We start from the raw sequence: 18,762 nt of genomic DNA on the forward strand, positions 1-18,762 counted from the left end.
CCGGGGTGAGGGCACCCGGCCGCACGATCGTAACTTTAGATCACACCTTGCCCAATCATCGCATCCGCCACCTTCACGAACCCGGCGATATTCGCGCCACGCACGTAGTTGGTTTGTGATGCTTCGCCACCAAACTCCACGCAGGAGTGGTGAATATCCAGCATGATGTGGTGCAGACGTGCATCCACTTTTTCCGCTTTCCAGCCCAGACGTGCGGCGTTTTGCGCCATCTCCAGACCAGAGGTTGCCACCCCGCCTGCATTCGCTGCTTTGCCAGGCGCAAACAGGACGCCAGCTTCCAGGAACAGATCGGTTGCGGCAATGGTGGTTGGCATGTTCGCACCCTCGGCAACGGCTTTCACACCGTTGGCGATAAGGGTGCGCGCGGCGTCTACGTCCAGTTCATTCTGGGTCGCACACGGCAGCGCGATATCCACCGGCACAGCCCAGGGTTGCTTGCCTTCGAGGTAGGTCAGGCCAAACTCGCGGGCATAATCCGCTACGCGACCGTCGCGGATGGCTTTGATTTCGCAAAGACGCGCCAGTTTTTCAGCCGTAAAGCCTGCTTCGTCGACGACGGTCCCGCTGGAATCTGAGGCAGTCACAACCCGTGCGCCAAACTGCATCGCTTTTTCGATAGCGTACTGCGCCACGTTACCGGAGCCCGACACCGCGACACGCATCCCTTCAAAGCCCAGACCATGGCGTTTCAGCATGGCTTCGGTGAAATAGACCAGACCGTAACCTGTGGCCTCCGGGCGGATCAGGCTGCCGCCGAAGGAGAGGCCTTTACCGGTAAACACGCAGGCGCTGTTATTGGAGAGTTTTTTCATCATCCCGGCCATAAAGCCCACTTCACGGCCACCCACGCCGATATCACCTGCCGGGACATCGGTGTCCGGGCCCAGATGACGATACAGCTCAGTGATTAATGCCTGGCAAAAACGCATCACTTCACCTTCGCTTTTGCCTTTAGGATCAAAATCACTGCCGCCTTTACCACCACCCATAGGCAGCGTGGTCAGGGCGTTTTTAAAGGTCTGTTCGAAGCCGAGGAATTTCAGAATGGATAAGTTAACGGACGGATGGAAACGCATCCCGCCCTTAAACGGACCAATTGCCGAGTTAAACTGCACGCGCCACGCGCGGTTAACCTGCACTTGATTGCGATCGTCAACCCAGGTCACGCGGAACTGAATCACACGCTCCGGTTCGACCAGACGTTCAAGCAGAGACATTTGACGATAACGCGGGTTTTCTTCAAGGAATGGCCACAAGGTGGTCATGACTTCACGAACGGCCTGAGCAAACTCGCTCTGGTGCGGGTCGCGTTGTTGAACGTGGGTAAGAAAGGTTTCCAGAGAGCGTGTCTGATCCATAGATATAAGAACCTCTTATTGTATTTTATGTGTGTTGCGTAGACGTTTTATGACGTTTTTTTGACTATATCACCCGTACCGCTTTGTGAGGCAAGCAGAAATTTCCCCCTAAAAGGAAATTCATCATTGCGCCCGGGTCATAACAAAAAACGATGATGAGAGAAATTAAAGGTTCTGCCGGGTTTACCGTTATAGTCATTATCAGGAGACAACAGGAAGAGACTTCTATGAACCGTTATGTGATGACTGCTTTGTTTGCCCTTTTATCCGCAAGCGCGCAGGCCGACCGTATTCGCCCGGATGTGCAAGTGAATGTCCCGCCGGAGGTATTTAGCTCCAGCGGTCAAAGTACGCAGCCCTGCAACCAGTGTTGTATCTATCAGGATCAGAACTATTCAGAAGGGGCCGTGGTGAAAGCCGACGGTGTGCTGCTGCAGTGTCAGCGTGATGAACGGGCTGTCAGCACTAATCCGTTGGTCTGGCGTCGTGTAAAAGGATAAACGCGTTAAGCAGCGGGATATCCGCAGGCGCCAGGGCATAAGTTAGCGCCTCCTGCGGCGTACACCACACCAGCGCGCTGTGGTAATGCGCCGTCAGCTCGCCACTGAATGTGGGGACATGCCAGGCATGAAGATGGATAAGCCGCCCGGAGACTTCTCGCTGATGGCTTGCCACATAACGTGCAGGCCCGGCGTTAATGCCTAACTCTTCGCGTAATTCGCGGACAAGCGCCTCGGGCTGCGTTTCTCCGGCTTCCACTTTCCCGCCGGCGAATTCCCACATACCGGGCTGATCGGCATGGGGCGGGCGCTGTGCCAGCAAAATTTTGCCCTCTTTTTCAAGAATGGCAGCCACTACATCGATGGTTTTCAGCATGGTCGTCAATAATTGATAACGAAAAACGACATATTATCGTGCCCTTTCAAAGAGTCCAGCCATCAGGAGAGTCAGGTGAAAGAGACGCCCGCCTGGGTAGCCCCCTTAAAAAATCTTCCCGTCAGTTTAAAACCGATCGCAGCGATGCAGAAAAAACACTACGGCGCGGTGCTTAATCCCACCCGCTGGTGGGGACGAATGCCGCGCCTGTTCTGGCTGGTGGCCCTGTTTGTGGGTTTTCTGGAGCGTCGTGACGCGCGCCTGAGCCCTGTGCTGCGTTCCCTGTTGATGACGCGAGTCTCTCAGATTTGCCACTGTGATTTCTGCATTGATGCCAATAGCCTGCGTCTGGCCGAGCGCTGCGGTGCGATGGATAAAGTGCAGGCGGTGAGCAACTGGCACGATGCCGACATTTTCAGTGAAGAGGAGCGCGTGGCGCTGGCCTATGCCGAAGCGGTAACCGCCACGCCGCCGCAGGTGGATGCGGCCATAAAAACGCAGCTCAAGTGCCACTATACCGATGAGGCGATCGCTGAGATGACGGCGCTGATTGCATTTCAGAACTTATCCGCGCGCTTTAATGCCGCGCTGGATATCCCGGCGCAGGGGCTTTGCGCCACGTTCAAAGGGAAACCTGATGCTTGACCGACATCTGCATCCGCGCGTGAAACCGATGCTGAACCAGCTTGCGGCGCTGCTCGACAGGCCATTTATCTCCCCGGACGGGTTAACGCTGGCGGGGTTTGTCATTGGGGTGCTGGCGCTACCTTTTCTGGCGCTGAACAGCTATTTTGCGGCGCTGGTCGCGATTGTACTCAATCGCATGCTGGACGGGCTTGACGGTGCGCTGGCACGACGTCGCGGGTTGAGTGACGCAGGCGGGTTTCTGGATATTGCACTCGATTTTCTTTTCTACGCGCTGGTGCCGTTTGGCTTTGCGCTGGCGGCACCTGCGGATAATGCGCTGGCTGCGGCCTGGCTGTTGTTTGCTTTTATGGGGACGGGCAGCAGTTTTCTGGCGTTTGCGGCGCTTGCAGCAAAACACAATATTGATAACCCCGGCTATGCGCACAAATCGTTTTACTACATTGGTGGCTTAACGGAAGGGACGGAGACTATCGCGCTGTTCGTGCTTTGCTGTCTGTTTCCGGCGCACTTTTCACTCTTCGCCTGGGTATTTGGCGCGTTGTGCTGGCTTACCACCACAACGCGCATCTGGAGCGGTTATGTAACGTTAAAATCGCTCACCCGTTAGCGAGAACTTTCCGGCCCGCGCTCTCCGGTGGAAACCGGGTTTTGCGGATGGCTGCTCCATTCGTACCAGCCGCCATCGTAAACGGAGACGTTTTTCCAGCCCATCGCCCGCGCGTACATAAAGGCCTCTGACGCGCGCCAGCCGGTACCACAATAGAATGCAACATGCTGTTCTGGCTGGATATTCCACGTTTTCCACATGGCGGTAATATCGTCGGCACTGCGCATGGTGCCGTCCGGGTTATGGAAGTCTTCCATGTGTGTTGCATCGCTCCCGGCATGGCCCCAGCGCGCACCGGCGATTTCACCTTTTGGCTTAATATAGCTGTAACCGCTGGTGACGCCGGTGAACTCAGGCCAGGAACGGATACTGACCAGCGAAGCATCCTGACGATGCAACATTCCGCGGGCTTGTTCCATATCGACCATCAACTGCGGCTGGCCGGGTACCGGTGCACCAAAGTCGGGGGCGGGTTTCACGTCGGCTGACGTACCCCGTTCAACAGGCAGTCCGGCGTCTGACCAGGTTTTCCAGCCACCATCCAGAATGCGCACATCTTTCACCCCCGCGTAGAGCATGATCTGCGCGACGCGCGCGGCGGCATAGACGTCACGACCATAGAGGATCACTGTGGTGTCGTGGCGGATCCCGTGTTTGGCCAGCATCGCTTTGAGTTTATCATCAGAAACTTTATTCCACAGCGGCTCGCTTTCAACCTCATTGGTATCAAGGTAGCCGGCACCTGGAATATGACTCAGCAGGTAATATTTCGGTGCTCCCCAGCCTGCTTCAAGCACTTTCCAGTCTCCCGCCGGGGCGGCAACAACCGGTTTTTTCTGCTGCAACTGATGTAACCACTGCGGATAAACCAACTGCTCAAAATGCGGTAAACGTTGCAGGCGGTCAGCGGTTTGCAGCGCATCGCTTAACAGTGAGATACGGCTATACCCGGCTTTATTCAGGCGTGCTTTTATTGCCAGGTTATCGGCATCGCTGCCGTACAGTGCAATAGCCGTTTCAGACGTGAGCTGGTGCTGTTTCGCCCAGCTTGCAAGCTGCTCGTCACTCATCGCGCTAAGCCAGGAGGCAGAGAGGTTGAGCGCCGCAGGTTCATGCCCGGATGTGCCGGTCAGGGTTTGCGGCCAGCCGTTGTAGAAGGAACTGGCGCGCGTATCAATCACCGCGCCATGCTGTTGCTGGATCTGTTCCAGTGTAAAGGAATGGGGCATCTCAGCCGCCAGAGAGGACATTGAAGCGAGGCCGCAAAGCAGGGCCAGCGCAGTCAGTTGAGAAACACGTTTCATCGAAAAGCCTGACGTCAGTAAAAGAGGGGCTCATTGTTATCTCACCTGAAACAGAAAACCTTGCGTTAGCACAGGGCCGTGGCGTTTATTGCCAGCGAGAGAGCTGGATAACATCACCCCCGGGCGGAATATCCTCTTCATCATGCGTCACCAGCACCACCGGAATGTTGCGCGCACGAACGGCAGCGAAAACCCATGCCCGAAACGATGCGCGTAACGTTTTATCAAGACGGCTGAAGGGTTCGTCAAGCAGCAGGGCCTGCGGTTGCGCAAGCAAAGCGCGCAGCAGGCTCACCCTGGCACGTTCCCCGCCAGAAAGCGTTGCAGGATCGCTGGTGTAATGTCCGGCAAGCCCCGCGGAGTGCAGCGCATGTTGCACGTCGTCCTTGCGCTGTTGCCCGGTAATATGCGAAGGCAGGGCCAGCATCAGGTTTTTCCCCACGCTAAAACTGTCAAACAGAAGGGCGTCCTGAAATAAAATTCCCAGACCGCGCTTTTCGACCGGGAGTGTGTCGCAGCGTTTTTCGTCGAGCCACAGTTCGCCCTGAGCCTTAAAATCCGGGGACTGTGCGCCAATCATCCACGAAAAAAGCGTGGATTTTCCGCTGCCGGATGGCCCCATCAGCGTCACGATTTCTCCGCGCGGCACACTGAAGTTAACCTCGCGAAAGAGTGGCTCTATGGTGAGATTGTTCACGCTCAGCATTAACGTAATCCTTGTCGGTAGCGGCCCGCAAGCCGGGATAAGAGCGCGGCAATACCAAATATCGTGCCCGTCAGAAAAAGCAGGCCAAGCGCGCGGTTAGCGAGAATAGATGGGCTGCCTCCGCTGCTGAGTGCCACAGCTTCCGTCGTGAGTGTGGCAAAGCGTCCGGCACCCACCCAAAGGGTGGGCATGTACTGCGCCATGCTGACGGAAAACCCCGTCGCGATGGCAAGCAGCGCCGGGCGAACCAGCAGCGGGCATTTGACTAACAAGAAGATTTTAGCGCGTGACCAGCCCAGCGTTCTGGCAATCAGTATCAGTCGCGGGTCAATCCTGCGCCAGGCGGGCTGAAGCACCAGCAACATCCAGGGGATCACCCACAGTAAATGACTCCACAGCACTGCGGCATATTGCCCGTCGATCCCGAGTCGCAGTGCAACAAGGTATTGCCCAAACACCAGCGGTAATGCCGGAAGTGCCAGGGGAAGCCAGACCCAAAAGACTCCACGTTGCGGCCCCCATTCCAGCCAGAACAGGAGAATGATCAGCGCCATCAGGCTGGATACCATACCCAATGAGAAGCTGGTGGCGTAAGGGGCAATGGCGGTATCACTGCCCCTGGCGAGTAAAACGAGCACCAGCGTGCAAAAAAGCCCGCAGCCGGGCACTAACCAGCCTAGCGTTTTTACCGGCAAAGCGTGATGGCTGCTATGACGAACACCGCTTACATCCGGCAGCGTTCGCCGCCACATTTTCCAGAGGCACAGCCCCGCCGTGGCCAGGATCGCCAGCAGCAGCAGTAACAGCAGACATAATAACGTCCCTTTGATTTGCTGTTCCGCGTCACCCTGATTCAGCCACTGCCAGGCCAGAACTGCAAGCGTCGGAGGATTTCCAGGCCCGAGAACGATGGCCACATCAACAACCGATAGCGACCAGGCCAGCACGGCAAGCATCACGGCTCCCAGCGCGGGAGCAATGGCCGGAAGAACCAGCCAGCACAGGCGCTGAATACGCCCGTAGCCAAAGCTCTGCAATACCACGTTTTGTTGTGCCAGTTGTTTTTCTGGCAACACGGCGTAAATGGCCCACAGGATGAACGCACTCTCCTTGATGGCGAGCGTCAGCCCTAATCCGATACCTGCGCTGTCCTGCTGCGGCGATAAAAAGGTAACGTACTGATAAAACAGGCCACCTTCTGCAAAAACAAGTAAGGCGCTGGTGGCGAAGGCTACGTGAGGAATGGCCAGCATCCACGGCAGCCGCGTACTTAACTGTTGCCAGCGCTTGCCGGGCCAGAGGGCGGTAACCAGACACAGGGCGATAAACAGTGAGCCTGCCGTGGCTATCAGGGTCGATACCAGGGTGGCGATAAATGCCTGGGGCAACTGAGGGTCATTCAGCAGGGATTGCCAGCTGGCAACAGAAAACGCTGGCGTTATCAGCATAACGCCAGCCGGGATCAGCGGCACATAAATGACCGCCATTGCCAGCCAGACAAAGCCGCTCAGCGCGTGACGTAGCGGCGCAGCCATTCCTTCTCCAGCGCATTAACCCAGGCAGCGTGCGGCTCTGCAAGCATATTCGGTAGCCCGTCAGTGGTGTGGGCGTTCAGTTGCGCAGCATCCGCAGGCGGTAATTTCCGGGCATCCAGTACGCTCGGGTCGCCCCAGATGGCGGGATCGGCTTTACGCACCTGCGCGGCGGGGGAAAGCAGGAAGTTCGCCACCACTTTCGCGCCCGCACTGGCCGCGGAGTTTGCCGGAATCGCAACAAAATGGACGTTGCCAATCATCCCATGCTCAAAGCCAAAGCTGTAGCTGTCGGCAGGCAGCTCACCGCTGGCCACTTTTTGCCGGGCATGGGCGGGGTTAAACGTCAGCGACAGATTCAGGTTACCGCTGGCCAGCAGCGCATCCATGCGTGCCGGTGAGGGCGGGAAATCTTTTCCCTCACGCCACAGCAGTGGGTGCAGTGTATCGAGATAGTCCCACAGCGGAGCGGTTACTGCTGCAAAGGTGCGGTTATCCGGTGCGGTTTTTAACGCATCGGGTTGGGTGGTGAGCGTCAGCAGAAGCTGTTCAAGAAAGGCGGTGCCGGTAAAATCGGGCGGGCGCGGATAGGTGACTTTGCCAGGATGGTTTTTTGCATATTCCAGCAACGCCTGAGGATCGCGTAGCGGTGCCGGGGTGCTTGCATGACGGGCGATAAAGGTCAGCTGTGCGCCACCCCAGGGGGATTCCGCGCCGTCTGTGGCAATGGAGAAATCCTCCGTCACCGGCTTGCGGGTATCAACGAATCGCCACGCAGGGAGCGTTTGCGCCCACTGGGTTTGCAGTAAACCGGCCTCTTTTAAGGTGCGGAAATTTTCACCGTTCACCCACAGAAGATCGACCGACCCGTTGGTTTTCCGTCCGGCAGCGTGTTCGGTCTGGATACGTTTAACCGCATCGGCCGCATCTGCCAGGTGGACGATTTTCAGGGTGATGGCGTAGTGCGATTTCATCTCGCCGCTTACCCAGTCGAGGTAGCGGTTTACCGCCGGGTCGCCGCCCCAGGCATTAAACCAGACAGTTTGTCCTCTGGCCTGGTGTTGGGTGTCTTGCCAGCTATCCGCGGCAAAGGATGAGCTTGCCAGCAGCAGGCCTGTCAGAAACGCGCAAAAACGCACACGGCGCATAATGCCTCCCTGTTTAATGCAAAGAGTGAAAGTAGCGGGAAAATAGCCAGCGAGTGACCAGCGGTAATAACCCCAGTAGTGTAAAGGCAATTACCATTCCCGGCGACAGAATATCGCGCAGGGAGGTCAGTTTTCCCAGTTCGCGTCCGGCATTAAGAAAAATAGCCGTTGCGGGCAGCATGGCAAGCTGGCTTACCCACCAGTAACGCCACACGCCAAGACGGGTCAACCCGGCGAGCAAGTTGACCAGGAAAAAGGGGAATAGCGGCATCAGGCGAAGCGCAAAAAGGTAATAAGCGCCATCGCGGTTCATACCGGCGTTAACGGTGTTCATTTGTTGGGCGAAGCGCCGCTGCACCCAGTCACGAAGCAGGTAACGGCTCACGAGCATCGCCAGTGTTGCGCCAAGCGTGGATGCAAACGAAACCAGCACAATCCCTTGCCATAAGCTGAACAGCGCGCCACCCAGTAACGTCAGAATGGCCGCCCCGGGAATAGACAGAGCAGACACCACCACGTACACCGCGAAATAGAGTGCTGCGCTTTGCGCCGGGGAGTGCGCAACCGTTGCCTGCAACGCCTGGTGATGGGTTCGGACCGAATCGAGGGAAAGCACTCCCGGCGGCAGAAAGGAAAATGCCAAAACAAAGGCGCCCAGAAGGGCGCACAGGAAGATGATTTTTCTAATTTTCACATGCAGTTACAGTTTGAATTTAGCCCACACCGGCGCGTGGTCAGACGGTTTGTCCATACTGCGGATGTCATAATCGATGCCAGTTTCAATGCAGCGCTCGGCCAGCGGAGGGCTTGCCAGCAGCAGGTCTATACGCAGACCACGGTTGTCATCGAAACCTTTCGAGCGGTAGTCAAACCACGAGAAGCGATCCTGCGTTTCCGGGTTAGCTGCACGGAAGGTATCCACCAGGCCCCAATCCATCAGGCGCTGCATCCACTCGCGCTCTTCCGGCAGGAAAGAACATTTGCCGGTGCGTAGCCAGCGTTTACGGCTGTCTTCACCGATGCCGATATCCAGATCCGTTGGGCTGATGTTCACATCGCCCATAATCAGCACCGGGTTTGTTTTGTTTAACTCGGTGTTCAGATAGTCCTGTAAGTCCTGATAAAATTTCGCTTTTGCCGGAAACTTGGTTGGGTGGTCACGGCTTTCTCCCTGCGGGAAATAACCATTGATCACTGTGATGTTTCCCTGCGGCGAAGGGATCTCCGCCATGATAATCCGGCGCTGGGCTTCTTCATCATCACCCGGGAAACCGCGACGTACGGAAACCGGCGTTTCTTTGGTCAGCAGCGCAACGCCATAATGGCCTTTTTGCCCGTGATAGAAGACGTTGTAACCCAGTTTTGCTACCTCTTCGAGAGGGAACATATCGTCGTGAACTTTTGTCTCCTGTAGGCCAATCACATCCGGTTGATGTTGCTCAACGATGGCTTCCAGTTGGTGAGGGCGGGCACGCAGGCCGTTGATATTAAAAGAGACAAATTTCATAGTCGCTGCCAATGCAAGGTGAATAGTGCATGGATGGTAGCAGAATTTGGCGCATCTGTTACCGGGTATGACCAATAACTGCGACAGATAATGCCAACGGTGCAAAATTTGCACCATTCCAACGCGCCACGCCCTCAAACGGTGCGTAAATGGCCAATAAATTTCGCTGGCGATCACAATTCCAGAATTATATTTGGCCTGTGAATAGTCTTTCATGTTTTCGTTCGGCAAACCGCCGCTTATCGTAAAAATATTCACTTTTTATGCAATAACAGTGAATAACTCCATATCATAACTTATTGATATTCTGTTCTCTCACCCCTTTTATGCATTTTTATCGCTGGCTGGCACGAAGTCTGCAATCTACATTCACAGTGCAAACACTCAATTATTTAACATTTAAACAACCTTTTATTTACCGGATGAGGTCGCTATGTCTCTGTCAATTACGCGTGAAAATTTCGATGAATGGATGATGCCGGTTTACGCTCCGGCGGCTTTTATTCCGGTTCGTGGGGAAGGCTCGCGCCTGTGGGATCAGCAGGGCAAAGAGTATATCGACTTTGCGGGTGGGATTGCGGTAAACGCGCTGGGCCATGCGCACCCGGCGCTGCGTCAGGCGTTGAACGATCAGGCTGCGAAGTTCTGGCACACCGGTAACGGCTATACCAACGAGCCTGCGCTGCGTCTGGCGAAAAAACTGATTGATGCCACTTTTGCCGAAAAAGTCTTTTTCTGTAACTCCGGGGCAGAAGCCAACGAAGCGGCGCTGAAGCTGGCACGTAAATATGCCCACGATAAATTTGGCGCGCATAAGAGTGGTATTGTTGCCTTTAAGAACGCCTTCCATGGCCGTACGCTCTTCACAGTGAGCGCAGGCGGTCAGCCGTCGTATTCGCAAGATTTTGCGCCACTGCCACCGGATATCCGCCACGCCGTTTACAACGATCTGCAATCGGCCGCAGAGCTGATTGACGATACCACCTGCGCGGTGATTGTTGAACCTATGCAGGGCGAAGGCGGCGTGCTTCCGGCGCAAAAAGCGTTCCTGCAAGGTTTGCGTGAACTGTGCGACCGCCACAACGCGCTGCTGATTTTCGATGAAGTGCAGACCGGGGTTGGTCGTACTGGTGAACTGTATGCTTATATGCACTACGGTGTGACGCCGGACGTACTCTCTACCGCTAAAGCACTGGGCGGCGGTTTCCCGGTCGGGGCGATGCTGACCACCAATAAATGTGCGAGCGTGATGACGGTCGGCACCCACGGAACCACCTACGGCGGTAACCCGCTGGCTTCTGCTGTGGCTGGCCAGGTACTGGATATCATCAATACGCCAGAAGTGCTTAATGGCGTGAAGCAGCGTCATGACTGGTTTGTTGAGCGTCTGAACGCCATCAACAGCAAGACGGGATTGTTTAAAGAGATCCGCGGTCTGGGGCTGTTAATTGGCTGCGAACTCATGCCTGAATTTGCCGGAAAAGCTAAACTTATTTCACAGGAAGCCGCAAAAATGGGCGTGATGGTGCTGATTGCCGGTGCCAATGTGGTGCGGTTTGCCCCTGCGCTTATCGTTAGCGATGAAGAGGTTAAAACCGGTTTAGACCGTTTTGCGCTGGCCTGTGAACACGTGAAATCCGGGGTGTCATCATGATGGTCATCCGTCCCGTTGAGCGCGGCGATCTTGCCGGGCTCATGCTGCTTGCCGGAAAGACGGGAGGCGGGCTGACCTCGCTTCCTGCCGATGAAAAAACGCTGTCGGCGCGCATTGAGCGCGCCCTGCATACCTGGCAGGGGACGTTGCCAAAAAGCGAACAGGGCTATGTGTTCGTACTGGAAGATACTGAAACGGGAACCGTTGCCGGGATTTGCGCCATTGAGGTGGCGGTTGGGCTAAACGACCCGTGGTACAACTACCGCGTTGGCACGATGGTTCATGCATCGAAAGAGCTGAACGTTTATAACGCGCTGCCAACGCTTTTTCTCTGCAATGACCACACCGGGGCAAGCGAACTCTGCACATTGTTCCTGGATCCGGCCTGGCGCAAAGAGGGCAACGGGTATCTGCTCTCGAAGTCGCGCTTTATGTTTATGGCCGCTTTTCGCGATCGTTTTAATGAAAAAGTGGTTGCCGAGATGCGCGGTGTTATCGATGACAAAGGGTATTCCCCATTCTGGGAAAGCCTGGGCGAGCGCTTTTTCTCGATGGCGTTCAGCCGTGCGGATTATCTGTGCGGCACCGGGCAGAAAGCCTTTATTGCCGAACTGATGCCAAAACATCCTATCTATACCCATTTTTTAAGCCCCGAAGCGCAGGCGGTGATTGGCCAAGTGCATCCGCAAACTGCGCCTGCCCGGGCAGTGCTTGAGAAAGAGGGTTTCCGCTACCGTAACTATGTGGACATCTTCGACGGTGGGCCAACGCTTGAGTGCGATATCGACCGGGTTCGTGCAATCCGCAAAAGCCGCCTGGTAGAAGTGTCTGAAGGCCAGCCCGCTCCGGGTGAGTGGCCTGCCTGCCTGGTTGCCAACGAGCACTATGACAATTTCCGCGCCATGCTGGTACATACCAACCCGAAATGTGAACGTCTGGTGCTGACGCCTGCGCAGCTGGATTCCCTGAAATGTAATGCCGGCGACACGGTTCGCCTGGTGAGACTCTGCCCTGAGGAGAAAACAGCATGAGTTTATGGATTAATGGTGACTGGGTAACGGGCGAAGGCGAACAACGCATTAAAACCAACCCGGTGGGCAAAGAGGTGCTGTGGCAGGGGAACGATGCCAGTGCCGCGCAGGTGGAACAGGCCTGTAGAGCGGCAAGACGCGCGTTCCCGGCCTGGGCCAAACTGCCCTTTACCGTGCGCCAGGCGGTGGTTGAGAAATTTGCCGCACTGCTCGACGCCAACAAAGCTGAGCTGACGCGCATTATTGCGTCAGAGACCAGTAAACCTCGCTGGGAAGCAGCCACTGAAGTCACAGCGATGATCAATAAAATCGCCATTTCAGTGAAGGCTTACCATACCCGTACCGGTGAGCAACAGACAGAGATGCCGGATGGTGCGGCCACCCTGCGCCATCGTCCACACGGCGTGCTGGCGGTGTTTGGGCCGTACAACTTCCCGGGTCATCTGCCGAATGGACACATCGTGCCTGCGCTGCTGGCGGGCAATAGCGTGATTTTTAAACCCAGCGAGTTAACGCCGCTGAGTGGTGAAGTCGTGGTCAAACTCTGGGAGCAGGCTGGCCTGCCGCCAGGGGTGCTGAACCTGGTGCAGGGCGGACGTGAAACCGGCCAGGCGCTGAGTGCGCTTAGCGATATCGACGGCTTGCTGTTTACCGGTAGCGCCGGAACCGGGTATCAGTTGCATCGCCAGCTGGCGGGGCAGCCGGAAAAAATTCTTGCGCTGGAGATGGGTGGCAATAACCCGTTGATTGTTGAAGATCCTGATGATATCGATGCTGCAGTGCATCTCACCATTCAGTCCGCCTTTATTACCGCCGGGCAGCGCTGCACCTGTGCGCGTCGCTTGCTGGTAAAACGTGGCGCGCAAGGTGATGCGTTCCTGAAACGTCTGGTTGAAGTCACTGCGCGTCTGGTGCCCGCGAAATGGGATGCCGATCCCCAGCCGTTTATCGGCGGGTTGATCTCTGAACACGCGGCGCTGAACGTGCTGAAAGCCTGGCAGGATCATGTGGCGCGTGGGGCGAAAACGCTGCTGGAGCCCAGGCAGGTGCAGGCGGGGACCTCGCTGTTGTCGCCGGGCATTATTGAGATGAGCGGCACGAGCAACGTACCGGATGAAGAGGTCTTTGGCCCGCTGCTGTGCGTCTGGCGTTACGATGACTTTGACAGCGCCATTGTGATGGCGAATAACACCCGTTATGGCCTGTCGAGCGGGCTTATTTCGCCGCAGCGTGAAAAATTCGACCAGCTTCTGCTGGAAGCGCGAGCCGGGATTGTGAACTGGAACAAACCGCTTACCGGTGCGGCAAGCACCGCGCCGTTTGGTGGCGTGGGGGCGTCGGGGAACCACCGTGCGAGCGCGTGGTATGCCGCAGATTATTGCGCATGGCCGATGGCTAGCCTCGAAACGCCAGCGCTGACGCTGCCGGAAACATTGAACCCGGGTCTGGATTTTACGCAGGGGAATGGCCATGAAAGCGCGTGAAGTAAACTTTGACGGGCTTGTGGGGCTTACGCACCACTACGCCGGGCTGTCGTTTGGTAATGAGGCCTCTACAAAGCACCGTTTTCAGATGTCTAATCCGAAGCTGGCGGCGAAGCAGGGGCTTCTGAAAATGAAAGCCCTGGCGGATGCCGGGTTCCCGCAGGCGGTTATTCCGCCGCAGGAACGCCCAAATGTACCGGTATTGCGCCAACTAGGGTTCAGCGGCAGTGATGAGCAGGTTGTCGAGAAAGCCGGAACTCAGGCACCTTATCTGCTCTCCGCCGCCAGTTCCGCGTCCTCGATGTGGGTGGCGAATGCCGCAACCGTCGCGCCTTCAGCAGATACGCTGGATGGTAAAGTGCATCTGACCGTTGCAAACCTGAATAACAAATTCCATCGCGCCACTGAAGCGGAAACCACCGAGCGTGTCCTGCGCGCCATTTTCAGCCATGATGCGCATTTTAGTGTGCATCCGGCGCTGCCGCAGGTGGCGATGTTTGGCGATGAAGGTGCCGCTAACCACAATCGTCTGGGTGGGGATTACGGGGAACCGGGTCTGCAACTCTTTATTTACGGGCGTGACGAGGGCGGCAGTACGGCACCATCCCGCTATCCGGCGCGTCAGACGCTGGCGGCAAGCCAGGCGGTAGCTCGTCTGAACCAGGTTAACCCGCAGCAGGTGATTTTTGCCCAGCAAAACCCGCACGTTATCGATCAGGGCGTGTTCCATAACGACGTGATTGCCGTCTCTAACCGCCAGGTGTTGTTCTGCCATGAACAGGCATTTGCGCATCAGGACAAACTCCTGGCCACGCTGCATGAACGCGTGCCAGGCTTTATGCCGGTGCAGGTGCCAACAGACGCGGTAAGCGTGCAGGATGCAGTAGAAACCTACCTCTTTAATAGCCAGCTTTTGAGCCGGGATGACGGCAGTATGGTGCTGGTACTGCCGCAAGAATCGCGCAATCACGCTGGCGTGTGGCGCTATCTGAGCGAACTGGTGAAGGCGGATAACCCCATCGATGAATTGCGGGTGTTTGACTTGCGCGAAAGCATGGCAAATGGCGGTGGGCCAGCATGTCTGCGCCTGCGCGTGGTGTTAACCCAGCAGGAGATGCAGGCGGTTAATCCCGCGGTGATGATGAATGAAAATCTGTTTAACACGCTGAATAACTGGGTGGATCGCTACTACCGCGACAGGTTAACCCAGGCCGATCTGGTCGACCCACAACTGTTGCGCGAAGGACGTGAGGCGCTGGATGACCTCACCACCATTCTGCAACTGGGCTCTGTTTACCCGTTCCAGCGTTAAAGGAGCAGTTATGGAGAATTTACTGGCGCTGACGCTGGCGGATGAAACACCCGAGCAGCAAGAAGGTGACGGCCCCTCGTTCCGCTGGCGGTGGCTGGGGCGGGGCGTTCTTGAACTGACGCCACGGGAGACAAGCGAGCGGTCATTGGTGCTCTCTTGCGGTATTCATGGCAACGAAACCGCGCCGGTTGAGATTGTCGATTTGCTGTTACACGCGCTGTATGGCGGTGATATCGCCCTGCATTGTCGGCTGCTGGTGGTATTAGGAAACCCGCTGGCGCTGGCGCAAAACAAACGTTATGTCGTCAGCGACATTAACCGGATGTTTGGTGGCCGCTGGTCGCAGTTCCCGCAAAGTGATGAAACCGACCGCGCGCAGTGGCTGGAAAATGTGGTGACAGACTTTTTCGCCACTGGCGGGGAAAACCGCTGGCATCTCGATTTGCATACGGCGATCCGCGCCTCATACCATGTGCGATTTGGCGTTTTACCGCAGCGTAATCAGCCGTGGGATGAGGAATTCCTGGCCTGGCTGGGCGATGCGGGCCTTGAGGCACTGGTGTTCCATCAGTCGCCTGGCGGGACCTTTACCCACTTCACCTGCGATAAATTTGGCGCGCTGGCCTGCACGCTGGAGCTGGGCAAAGCGCTGCCGTTCGGGCAGAACGATCTCTCGCGTTTTGCCCCTACGCATCTGGCGCTGCGGGCGTTGCTGGGTGGCACTTCGCCAGAACATTGCCAGGAACATGTTGAGCGCTATCGGGTGGTACAGCAGATCACGCGGCGCAGCGATGCGTTCCAGTTGCACATGGCCGCGCATACGCTGAACTTCACGCCGTTTCGTCAGGGGGTTTTACTGGCAGAGGATGGTGATGAACGTTATGAAGTGCATGAAACAACAGAGTATGTGCTGTTTCCAAACCCTTCTGTGGCATTTGGCCTGCGAGCAGGGCTGATGCTGGAAAAAATGCGTTAATACTGTTGTGGCCCTCAGCAGCAGGCTGTGGGCCGCAGTCCCGAATAGTTATTTTCACTGACACTGACAAACTTATTTTCTTAGCTATTATTGCGGAATGCTGTTTTTTGCAGATTATTCCTGGTTATTTGCTTTTAAAATAATCATCGATTCTATATACTCCTTCATAATCTCTTTAAAATCACCATGTTGTATATTTTTGTTTCAACTCTCCACGTTTTATCCTTAATTTCTCCACATTTGGCGATAATTTGTTTTTTACACTTTCATTGTTTTACCGTTGCTCTGACTTATTGACGATAAACCCCGTAAAGTTAATCTCGTCAACACGGCATAGCGCCGAAGAATAACTGAAAGTAAGGAAATAAATTATGCGTAAGTTAACTGCACTGTTTGTTGCTTCTACCCTGGCTCTGGGCGCTACCAGCGTGGCGTTCGCCGCAGATACCGCGACCACCACGACTGCCGCGCCAACTGAAGGCAAAATGATGATGCATCATAAAGGCAAGCCGGGGATGCACCACGACATGATGATGTTCAATGATCTGAACCTGACCGATGCACAGAAACAGCAGGTTCGCGACATCATGAAAAGCCAGCGTGACCAGATGAAACGTCCGCCGCTGGAAGAACGCCGCGCGATGCATGACATCATCGCCAGCGACAGCTTCGATAAAGCGAAAGCCGAAGCGCAGATCGACAAAATGGCTGAGCAGCACAAAGCAGGAATGCTGGCTCGCATGGAAACCCAGAACAAGATCTACAACATTCTGACCCCGGAACAGAAAAAACAATTTAATGCCAATTTTGAGAAGCGTCTGACAGAACGCCCGGCGCCGGAAGGTAAAATGCCTGCACCAACCGAATAATCGGTTCAACATCTTAAGACCGCCGGGATCCTGTCCACAAAAGCGCAAACGCTGTGGACAGGACCGGCGGTTTTTTCTTTTATACCCTCTTGTCTGCCGCCAGAAGCGCGGTATCCTCCTGTAGTCGCTCCAGAGAATGTTCAGCAGAGTCATGGCGTTATTTTTTTCTTTCCGCCCGTCTAAGGCCTGCGCGTTCTGCTGCCGATAATACGTCTGTGAGTTCCCAACGATAACAACCAAGAATGCAGTGATAGCGATATTGCTGCCCTGGCACATGTTGTGCCTTTCAGGAGTGGTGATGGAGTTCTTTGATATCCGTAAAATGCCGGTCAGTCTCTGGCGCAATGGTGCCGGCGAGACACGTGAAATTTGCTGTTTTCCTCCCGCGACGCGCGATTTTTCCTGGCGCGCCAGTATTGCGACTATCGCCAGCAACGGCGAATTCTCTTCTTTCCCGGGGGTCGACCGGGTTATTACCCTGCTGGAAGGGGGAGAAGTGACGCTGGATGCCGGTCAGGCATTTTGCCATACCCTGAAGCACCACCAGCCCTTTAGCTTCACAGGCGATCTGCCGGTGAAGGCTCTGCTCAGTGATGGCCAGATGTCGATGGACTTCAACGTCATGACCCGTCGCGATCGCTGTAAAGCGAAAGTGCGCGTGGCCGACCGTACCTTCACCACGTTTGCTTCACGCGGCGGTGTGGCGTTTGTGCTCAGCGGCGCATGGCAGCTTGGCGATAAACTGCTGACGGCGGATCAGGGTGCCAGTTGGGATGACGGGACGCATACCCTGCGTCTGCTTGAATCCGAAGGCACGCTGCTGTTTGGTGAGATCATCTGGCTGGCAGGTCACTGAGTGAAATAACCTCATACTCGCCGGTGAATAATGGCTTACAGAGAATTTTGTAGCCATCGTGATCGAATCCGGCGGGTATGCGCAGTAATGTTGTCGCATCGTCTACGCTGTCGACCGTCCCCAACCATAGCCAGTTGCGGATGATGTGATATTGCGTCATTTCATCCCCGGTTTCTTTTAGCGCAATGGCGCCTTCCCACGGCCAGCAGGTAATGCTGATGGCCGCCAGCCCGGCAAGCAAACGTGCCTGGTGATCCGCAATACTCTCTTTTCCACAGCAGGCTCCGGCACAGCGCTTTAGCGCGGAGCGAAAACAGGCGCGACCTCTGGTTGTGGCTTCAAGCCCCAACAGGCTGTAACAGAGCTGGAGTTCGTCAGCCAGCGTCTGCAATGTTTGCTGCGCGGCACGTTTACTGGCAAACAGGCCATACAGGTTGGGCGTATGAGCGAAATCGACTTCACGCGCGTAAACCACCTGCGGCTTGCCGTTGAGTATCTGTAAAGAGCAGAGCTGGCGATTGCGGCGCAGGCGTTTATTAAAAAGCGGTTGTTGTTCTTTAATCAGGCGTGCCTCAAGCAACAGCGCACCCAGCTCGCCAGCCGTCCTGATAAAGGTGACTCGCCGGGACTGGCGAAGCATTGCCGCCTCATCCGGCGTGCGGAAATGGGACATAACCCGGCTGCGAATATTGACGCTTTTGCCGATATACAGCGGCAGAGTGTCGCTTTCGCCGTGAAAGAGATACACGCCCGGCTGTTTCGGTAATGCTTCAAGCCAGGGGCGAAGATGTTCGGGATATTCATATATAGCCGCCGCTTCAAACTCAAGACGCGGGGCAGATTGACGCCTGCTCACATAGCACTCCGGATACT

Annotated in this window: 19 protein-coding genes; 10 read left to right on the forward strand and 9 right to left on the reverse strand. The window is 55.8% G+C overall.

The genetic code is table 11. The features are described from left to right. Nucleotides 1-35 precede the first annotated feature (35 nt). Nucleotides 36-1,379: an NADP-specific glutamate dehydrogenase gene (gene gdhA / locus ACT9TW_RS14520; RefSeq protein WP_446492818.1), complete on the reverse strand. Its 1,344-nt coding sequence runs from the start codon at nt 1,377-1,379 to the stop codon at nt 36-38. Between the two features lie 227 nt (nt 1,380-1,606). On the opposite strand from gdhA, the gene ACT9TW_RS14525 reads away from it, so the two are divergent. Further along, on the forward strand, nt 1,607-1,879 hold the full coding sequence (locus tag ACT9TW_RS14525; protein WP_446492819.1) for a YnjH family protein: 273 nt from the start codon (nt 1,607-1,609) through the stop codon (nt 1,877-1,879). Here the strand turns inward: ACT9TW_RS14525 and ACT9TW_RS14530 are convergent. Continuing rightward, on the reverse strand, nt 1,845-2,255 hold the full coding sequence (locus ACT9TW_RS14530; RefSeq protein WP_446492820.1) for a pyrimidine (deoxy)nucleoside triphosphate diphosphatase: 411 nt from the start codon (nt 2,253-2,255) through the stop codon (nt 1,845-1,847). The two genes, ACT9TW_RS14525 and ACT9TW_RS14530, sit on opposite strands and share 35 nt — an antisense overlap. A 75-nt stretch (nt 2,256-2,330) precedes the next feature. Between ACT9TW_RS14530 and ACT9TW_RS14535 the strand changes: the two genes are divergently transcribed. Continuing rightward, nucleotides 2,331-2,900, forward strand: coding sequence for a carboxymuconolactone decarboxylase family protein (locus ACT9TW_RS14535; RefSeq protein ID WP_446492821.1), 570 nt, complete (start codon nt 2,331-2,333; stop codon nt 2,898-2,900). Beyond that, the gene (locus ACT9TW_RS14540; RefSeq protein WP_446492822.1) at nt 2,893-3,510 is read left to right on the forward strand and encodes a CDP-alcohol phosphatidyltransferase family protein; all 618 of its coding nucleotides are present in this window, start codon (nt 2,893-2,895) and stop codon (nt 3,508-3,510) included. Before ACT9TW_RS14535 ends, ACT9TW_RS14540 begins: the two co-directional genes overlap by 8 nt. Here the strand turns inward: ACT9TW_RS14540 and ACT9TW_RS14545 are convergent. The 6 genes from ACT9TW_RS14545 to xthA form a co-directional block, all read right to left on the reverse strand. Beyond that, nucleotides 3,507-4,814 (reverse strand): sulfurtransferase, encoded by a 1,308-nt coding sequence (locus ACT9TW_RS14545; RefSeq protein ID WP_446492823.1) that lies wholly within the window; start codon nt 4,812-4,814, stop codon nt 3,507-3,509. The two genes, ACT9TW_RS14540 and ACT9TW_RS14545, sit on opposite strands and share 4 nt — an antisense overlap. Before the next feature lie 85 nt (nt 4,815-4,899). Further along, nucleotides 4,900-5,520 (reverse strand): ATP-binding cassette domain-containing protein, encoded by a 621-nt coding sequence (locus tag ACT9TW_RS14550; RefSeq protein ID WP_446492824.1) that lies wholly within the window; start codon nt 5,518-5,520, stop codon nt 4,900-4,902. Next, on the reverse strand, nt 5,520-7,055 hold the full coding sequence (locus ACT9TW_RS14555; protein WP_446492825.1) for a thiamine ABC transporter permease: 1,536 nt from the start codon (nt 7,053-7,055) through the stop codon (nt 5,520-5,522). Before ACT9TW_RS14555 ends, ACT9TW_RS14550 begins: the two co-directional genes overlap by 1 nt. Beyond that, nucleotides 7,028-8,191, reverse strand: a complete 1,164-nt coding sequence (locus ACT9TW_RS14560; protein WP_446493838.1) for an ABC transporter substrate-binding protein — start codon at nt 8,189-8,191, stop codon at nt 7,028-7,030. The genes ACT9TW_RS14555 and ACT9TW_RS14560 overlap by 28 nt, the downstream gene beginning before the upstream one ends. A gap of 22 nt (nt 8,192-8,213) precedes the next feature. Continuing rightward, on the reverse strand, nt 8,214-8,894 hold the full coding sequence (locus tag ACT9TW_RS14565; RefSeq protein ID WP_446492826.1) for a TVP38/TMEM64 family protein: 681 nt from the start codon (nt 8,892-8,894) through the stop codon (nt 8,214-8,216). A gap of 6 nt (nt 8,895-8,900) precedes the next feature. Next, complete coding sequence (gene xthA / locus ACT9TW_RS14570; RefSeq protein ID WP_446492827.1) at nt 8,901-9,707, reverse strand: exodeoxyribonuclease III; 807 nt, start codon at nt 9,705-9,707, stop codon at nt 8,901-8,903. A gap of 433 nt (nt 9,708-10,140) precedes the next feature. Here xthA and astC point away from each other — a divergent pair, with 433 nt between their 5' ends. The 7 genes from astC to ves all read left to right on the forward strand — a co-directional run bounded on the left by astC (nt 10,141) and on the right by ves (nt 17,889). Continuing rightward, nucleotides 10,141-11,361, forward strand: coding sequence for a succinylornithine/acetylornithine transaminase (astC, locus tag ACT9TW_RS14575; protein ID WP_446492828.1), 1,221 nt, complete (start codon nt 10,141-10,143; stop codon nt 11,359-11,361). Next, the gene (gene astA, locus ACT9TW_RS14580; protein ID WP_446492829.1) at nt 11,358-12,392 is read left to right on the forward strand and encodes an arginine N-succinyltransferase; all 1,035 of its coding nucleotides are present in this window, start codon (nt 11,358-11,360) and stop codon (nt 12,390-12,392) included. Before astC ends, astA begins: the two co-directional genes overlap by 4 nt. Beyond that, a complete protein-coding gene (gene astD, locus ACT9TW_RS14585; RefSeq protein ID WP_446492830.1) occupies nt 12,389-13,876 on the forward strand; it encodes a succinylglutamate-semialdehyde dehydrogenase in 1,488 nt (495 codons plus the stop codon). The genes astA and astD overlap by 4 nt, the downstream gene beginning before the upstream one ends. Continuing rightward, entirely contained in the window at nt 13,863-15,188 is a 1,326-nt protein-coding gene (gene astB, locus ACT9TW_RS14590) for an N-succinylarginine dihydrolase (protein ID WP_315688372.1), read from the forward strand. Before astD ends, astB begins: the two co-directional genes overlap by 14 nt. Before the next feature lie 10 nt (nt 15,189-15,198). Next, a complete protein-coding gene (gene astE, locus ACT9TW_RS14595) occupies nt 15,199-16,164 on the forward strand; it encodes a succinylglutamate desuccinylase (RefSeq protein ID WP_446492831.1) in 966 nt (321 codons plus the stop codon). 371 nt (nt 16,165-16,535) lie between these two features. Further along, nucleotides 16,536-17,033, forward strand: coding sequence for an ATP-independent periplasmic protein-refolding chaperone Spy (spy, locus tag ACT9TW_RS14600; RefSeq protein WP_315688374.1), 498 nt, complete (start codon nt 16,536-16,538; stop codon nt 17,031-17,033). Between the two features lie 298 nt (nt 17,034-17,331). Beyond that, nucleotides 17,332-17,889: an environmental stress-induced protein Ves gene (ves, locus tag ACT9TW_RS14605; RefSeq protein WP_014069878.1), complete on the forward strand. Its 558-nt coding sequence runs from the start codon at nt 17,332-17,334 to the stop codon at nt 17,887-17,889. Here the strand turns inward: ves and cho are convergent. Beyond that, nucleotides 17,867-18,745 carry an excinuclease Cho gene (gene cho / locus ACT9TW_RS14610; RefSeq protein ID WP_446492832.1) on the reverse strand — a complete coding sequence of 293 codons (879 nt, stop codon included), beginning with the start codon at nt 18,743-18,745 and terminating at the stop codon, nt 17,867-17,869. The genes ves and cho overlap by 23 nt on opposite strands. Between the last annotated feature and the right edge of the window lie 17 nt (nt 18,746-18,762).

This window comes from Enterobacter sp. C4G1, assembly GCF_052886895.1.

Excerpts from the sequence above, each read along its gene's own strand:
- gdhA (WP_446492818.1), bottom strand. The coding sequence starts at position 1,379 with ATGGATCAGACACGCTCTCTGGAAACCTTTCTTACCCACGTTCAACAA.
- ACT9TW_RS14555 (WP_446492825.1), bottom strand. The coding sequence starts at position 7,055 with ATGGCTGCGCCGCTACGTCACGCGCTGAGCGGCTTTGTCTGGCTGGCA.
- astA (WP_446492829.1), top strand. The coding sequence starts at position 11,358 with ATGATGGTCATCCGTCCCGTTGAGCGCGGCGATCTTGCCGGGCTCATG.
- ACT9TW_RS14540 (WP_446492822.1), top strand. The coding sequence starts at position 2,893 with ATGCTTGACCGACATCTGCATCCGCGCGTGAAACCGATGCTGAACCAG.
- spy (WP_315688374.1), top strand. The coding sequence starts at position 16,536 with ATGCGTAAGTTAACTGCACTGTTTGTTGCTTCTACCCTGGCTCTGGGC.
- ACT9TW_RS14525 (WP_446492819.1), top strand. The coding sequence starts at position 1,607 with ATGAACCGTTATGTGATGACTGCTTTGTTTGCCCTTTTATCCGCAAGC.
- ves (WP_014069878.1), top strand. The coding sequence starts at position 17,332 with ATGGAGTTCTTTGATATCCGTAAAATGCCGGTCAGTCTCTGGCGCAAT.
- astB (WP_315688372.1), top strand. The coding sequence starts at position 13,863 with ATGAAAGCGCGTGAAGTAAACTTTGACGGGCTTGTGGGGCTTACGCAC.
- astD (WP_446492830.1), top strand. The coding sequence starts at position 12,389 with ATGAGTTTATGGATTAATGGTGACTGGGTAACGGGCGAAGGCGAACAA.
- ACT9TW_RS14545 (WP_446492823.1), bottom strand. The coding sequence starts at position 4,814 with ATGAAACGTGTTTCTCAACTGACTGCGCTGGCCCTGCTTTGCGGCCTC.
- ACT9TW_RS14530 (WP_446492820.1), bottom strand. The coding sequence starts at position 2,255 with ATGCTGAAAACCATCGATGTAGTGGCTGCCATTCTTGAAAAAGAGGGC.
- xthA (WP_446492827.1), bottom strand. The coding sequence starts at position 9,707 with ATGAAATTTGTCTCTTTTAATATCAACGGCCTGCGTGCCCGCCCTCAC.
- astC (WP_446492828.1), top strand. The coding sequence starts at position 10,141 with ATGTCTCTGTCAATTACGCGTGAAAATTTCGATGAATGGATGATGCCG.
- astE (WP_446492831.1), top strand. The coding sequence starts at position 15,199 with ATGGAGAATTTACTGGCGCTGACGCTGGCGGATGAAACACCCGAGCAG.
- ACT9TW_RS14550 (WP_446492824.1), bottom strand. The coding sequence starts at position 5,520 with ATGCTGAGCGTGAACAATCTCACCATAGAGCCACTCTTTCGCGAGGTT.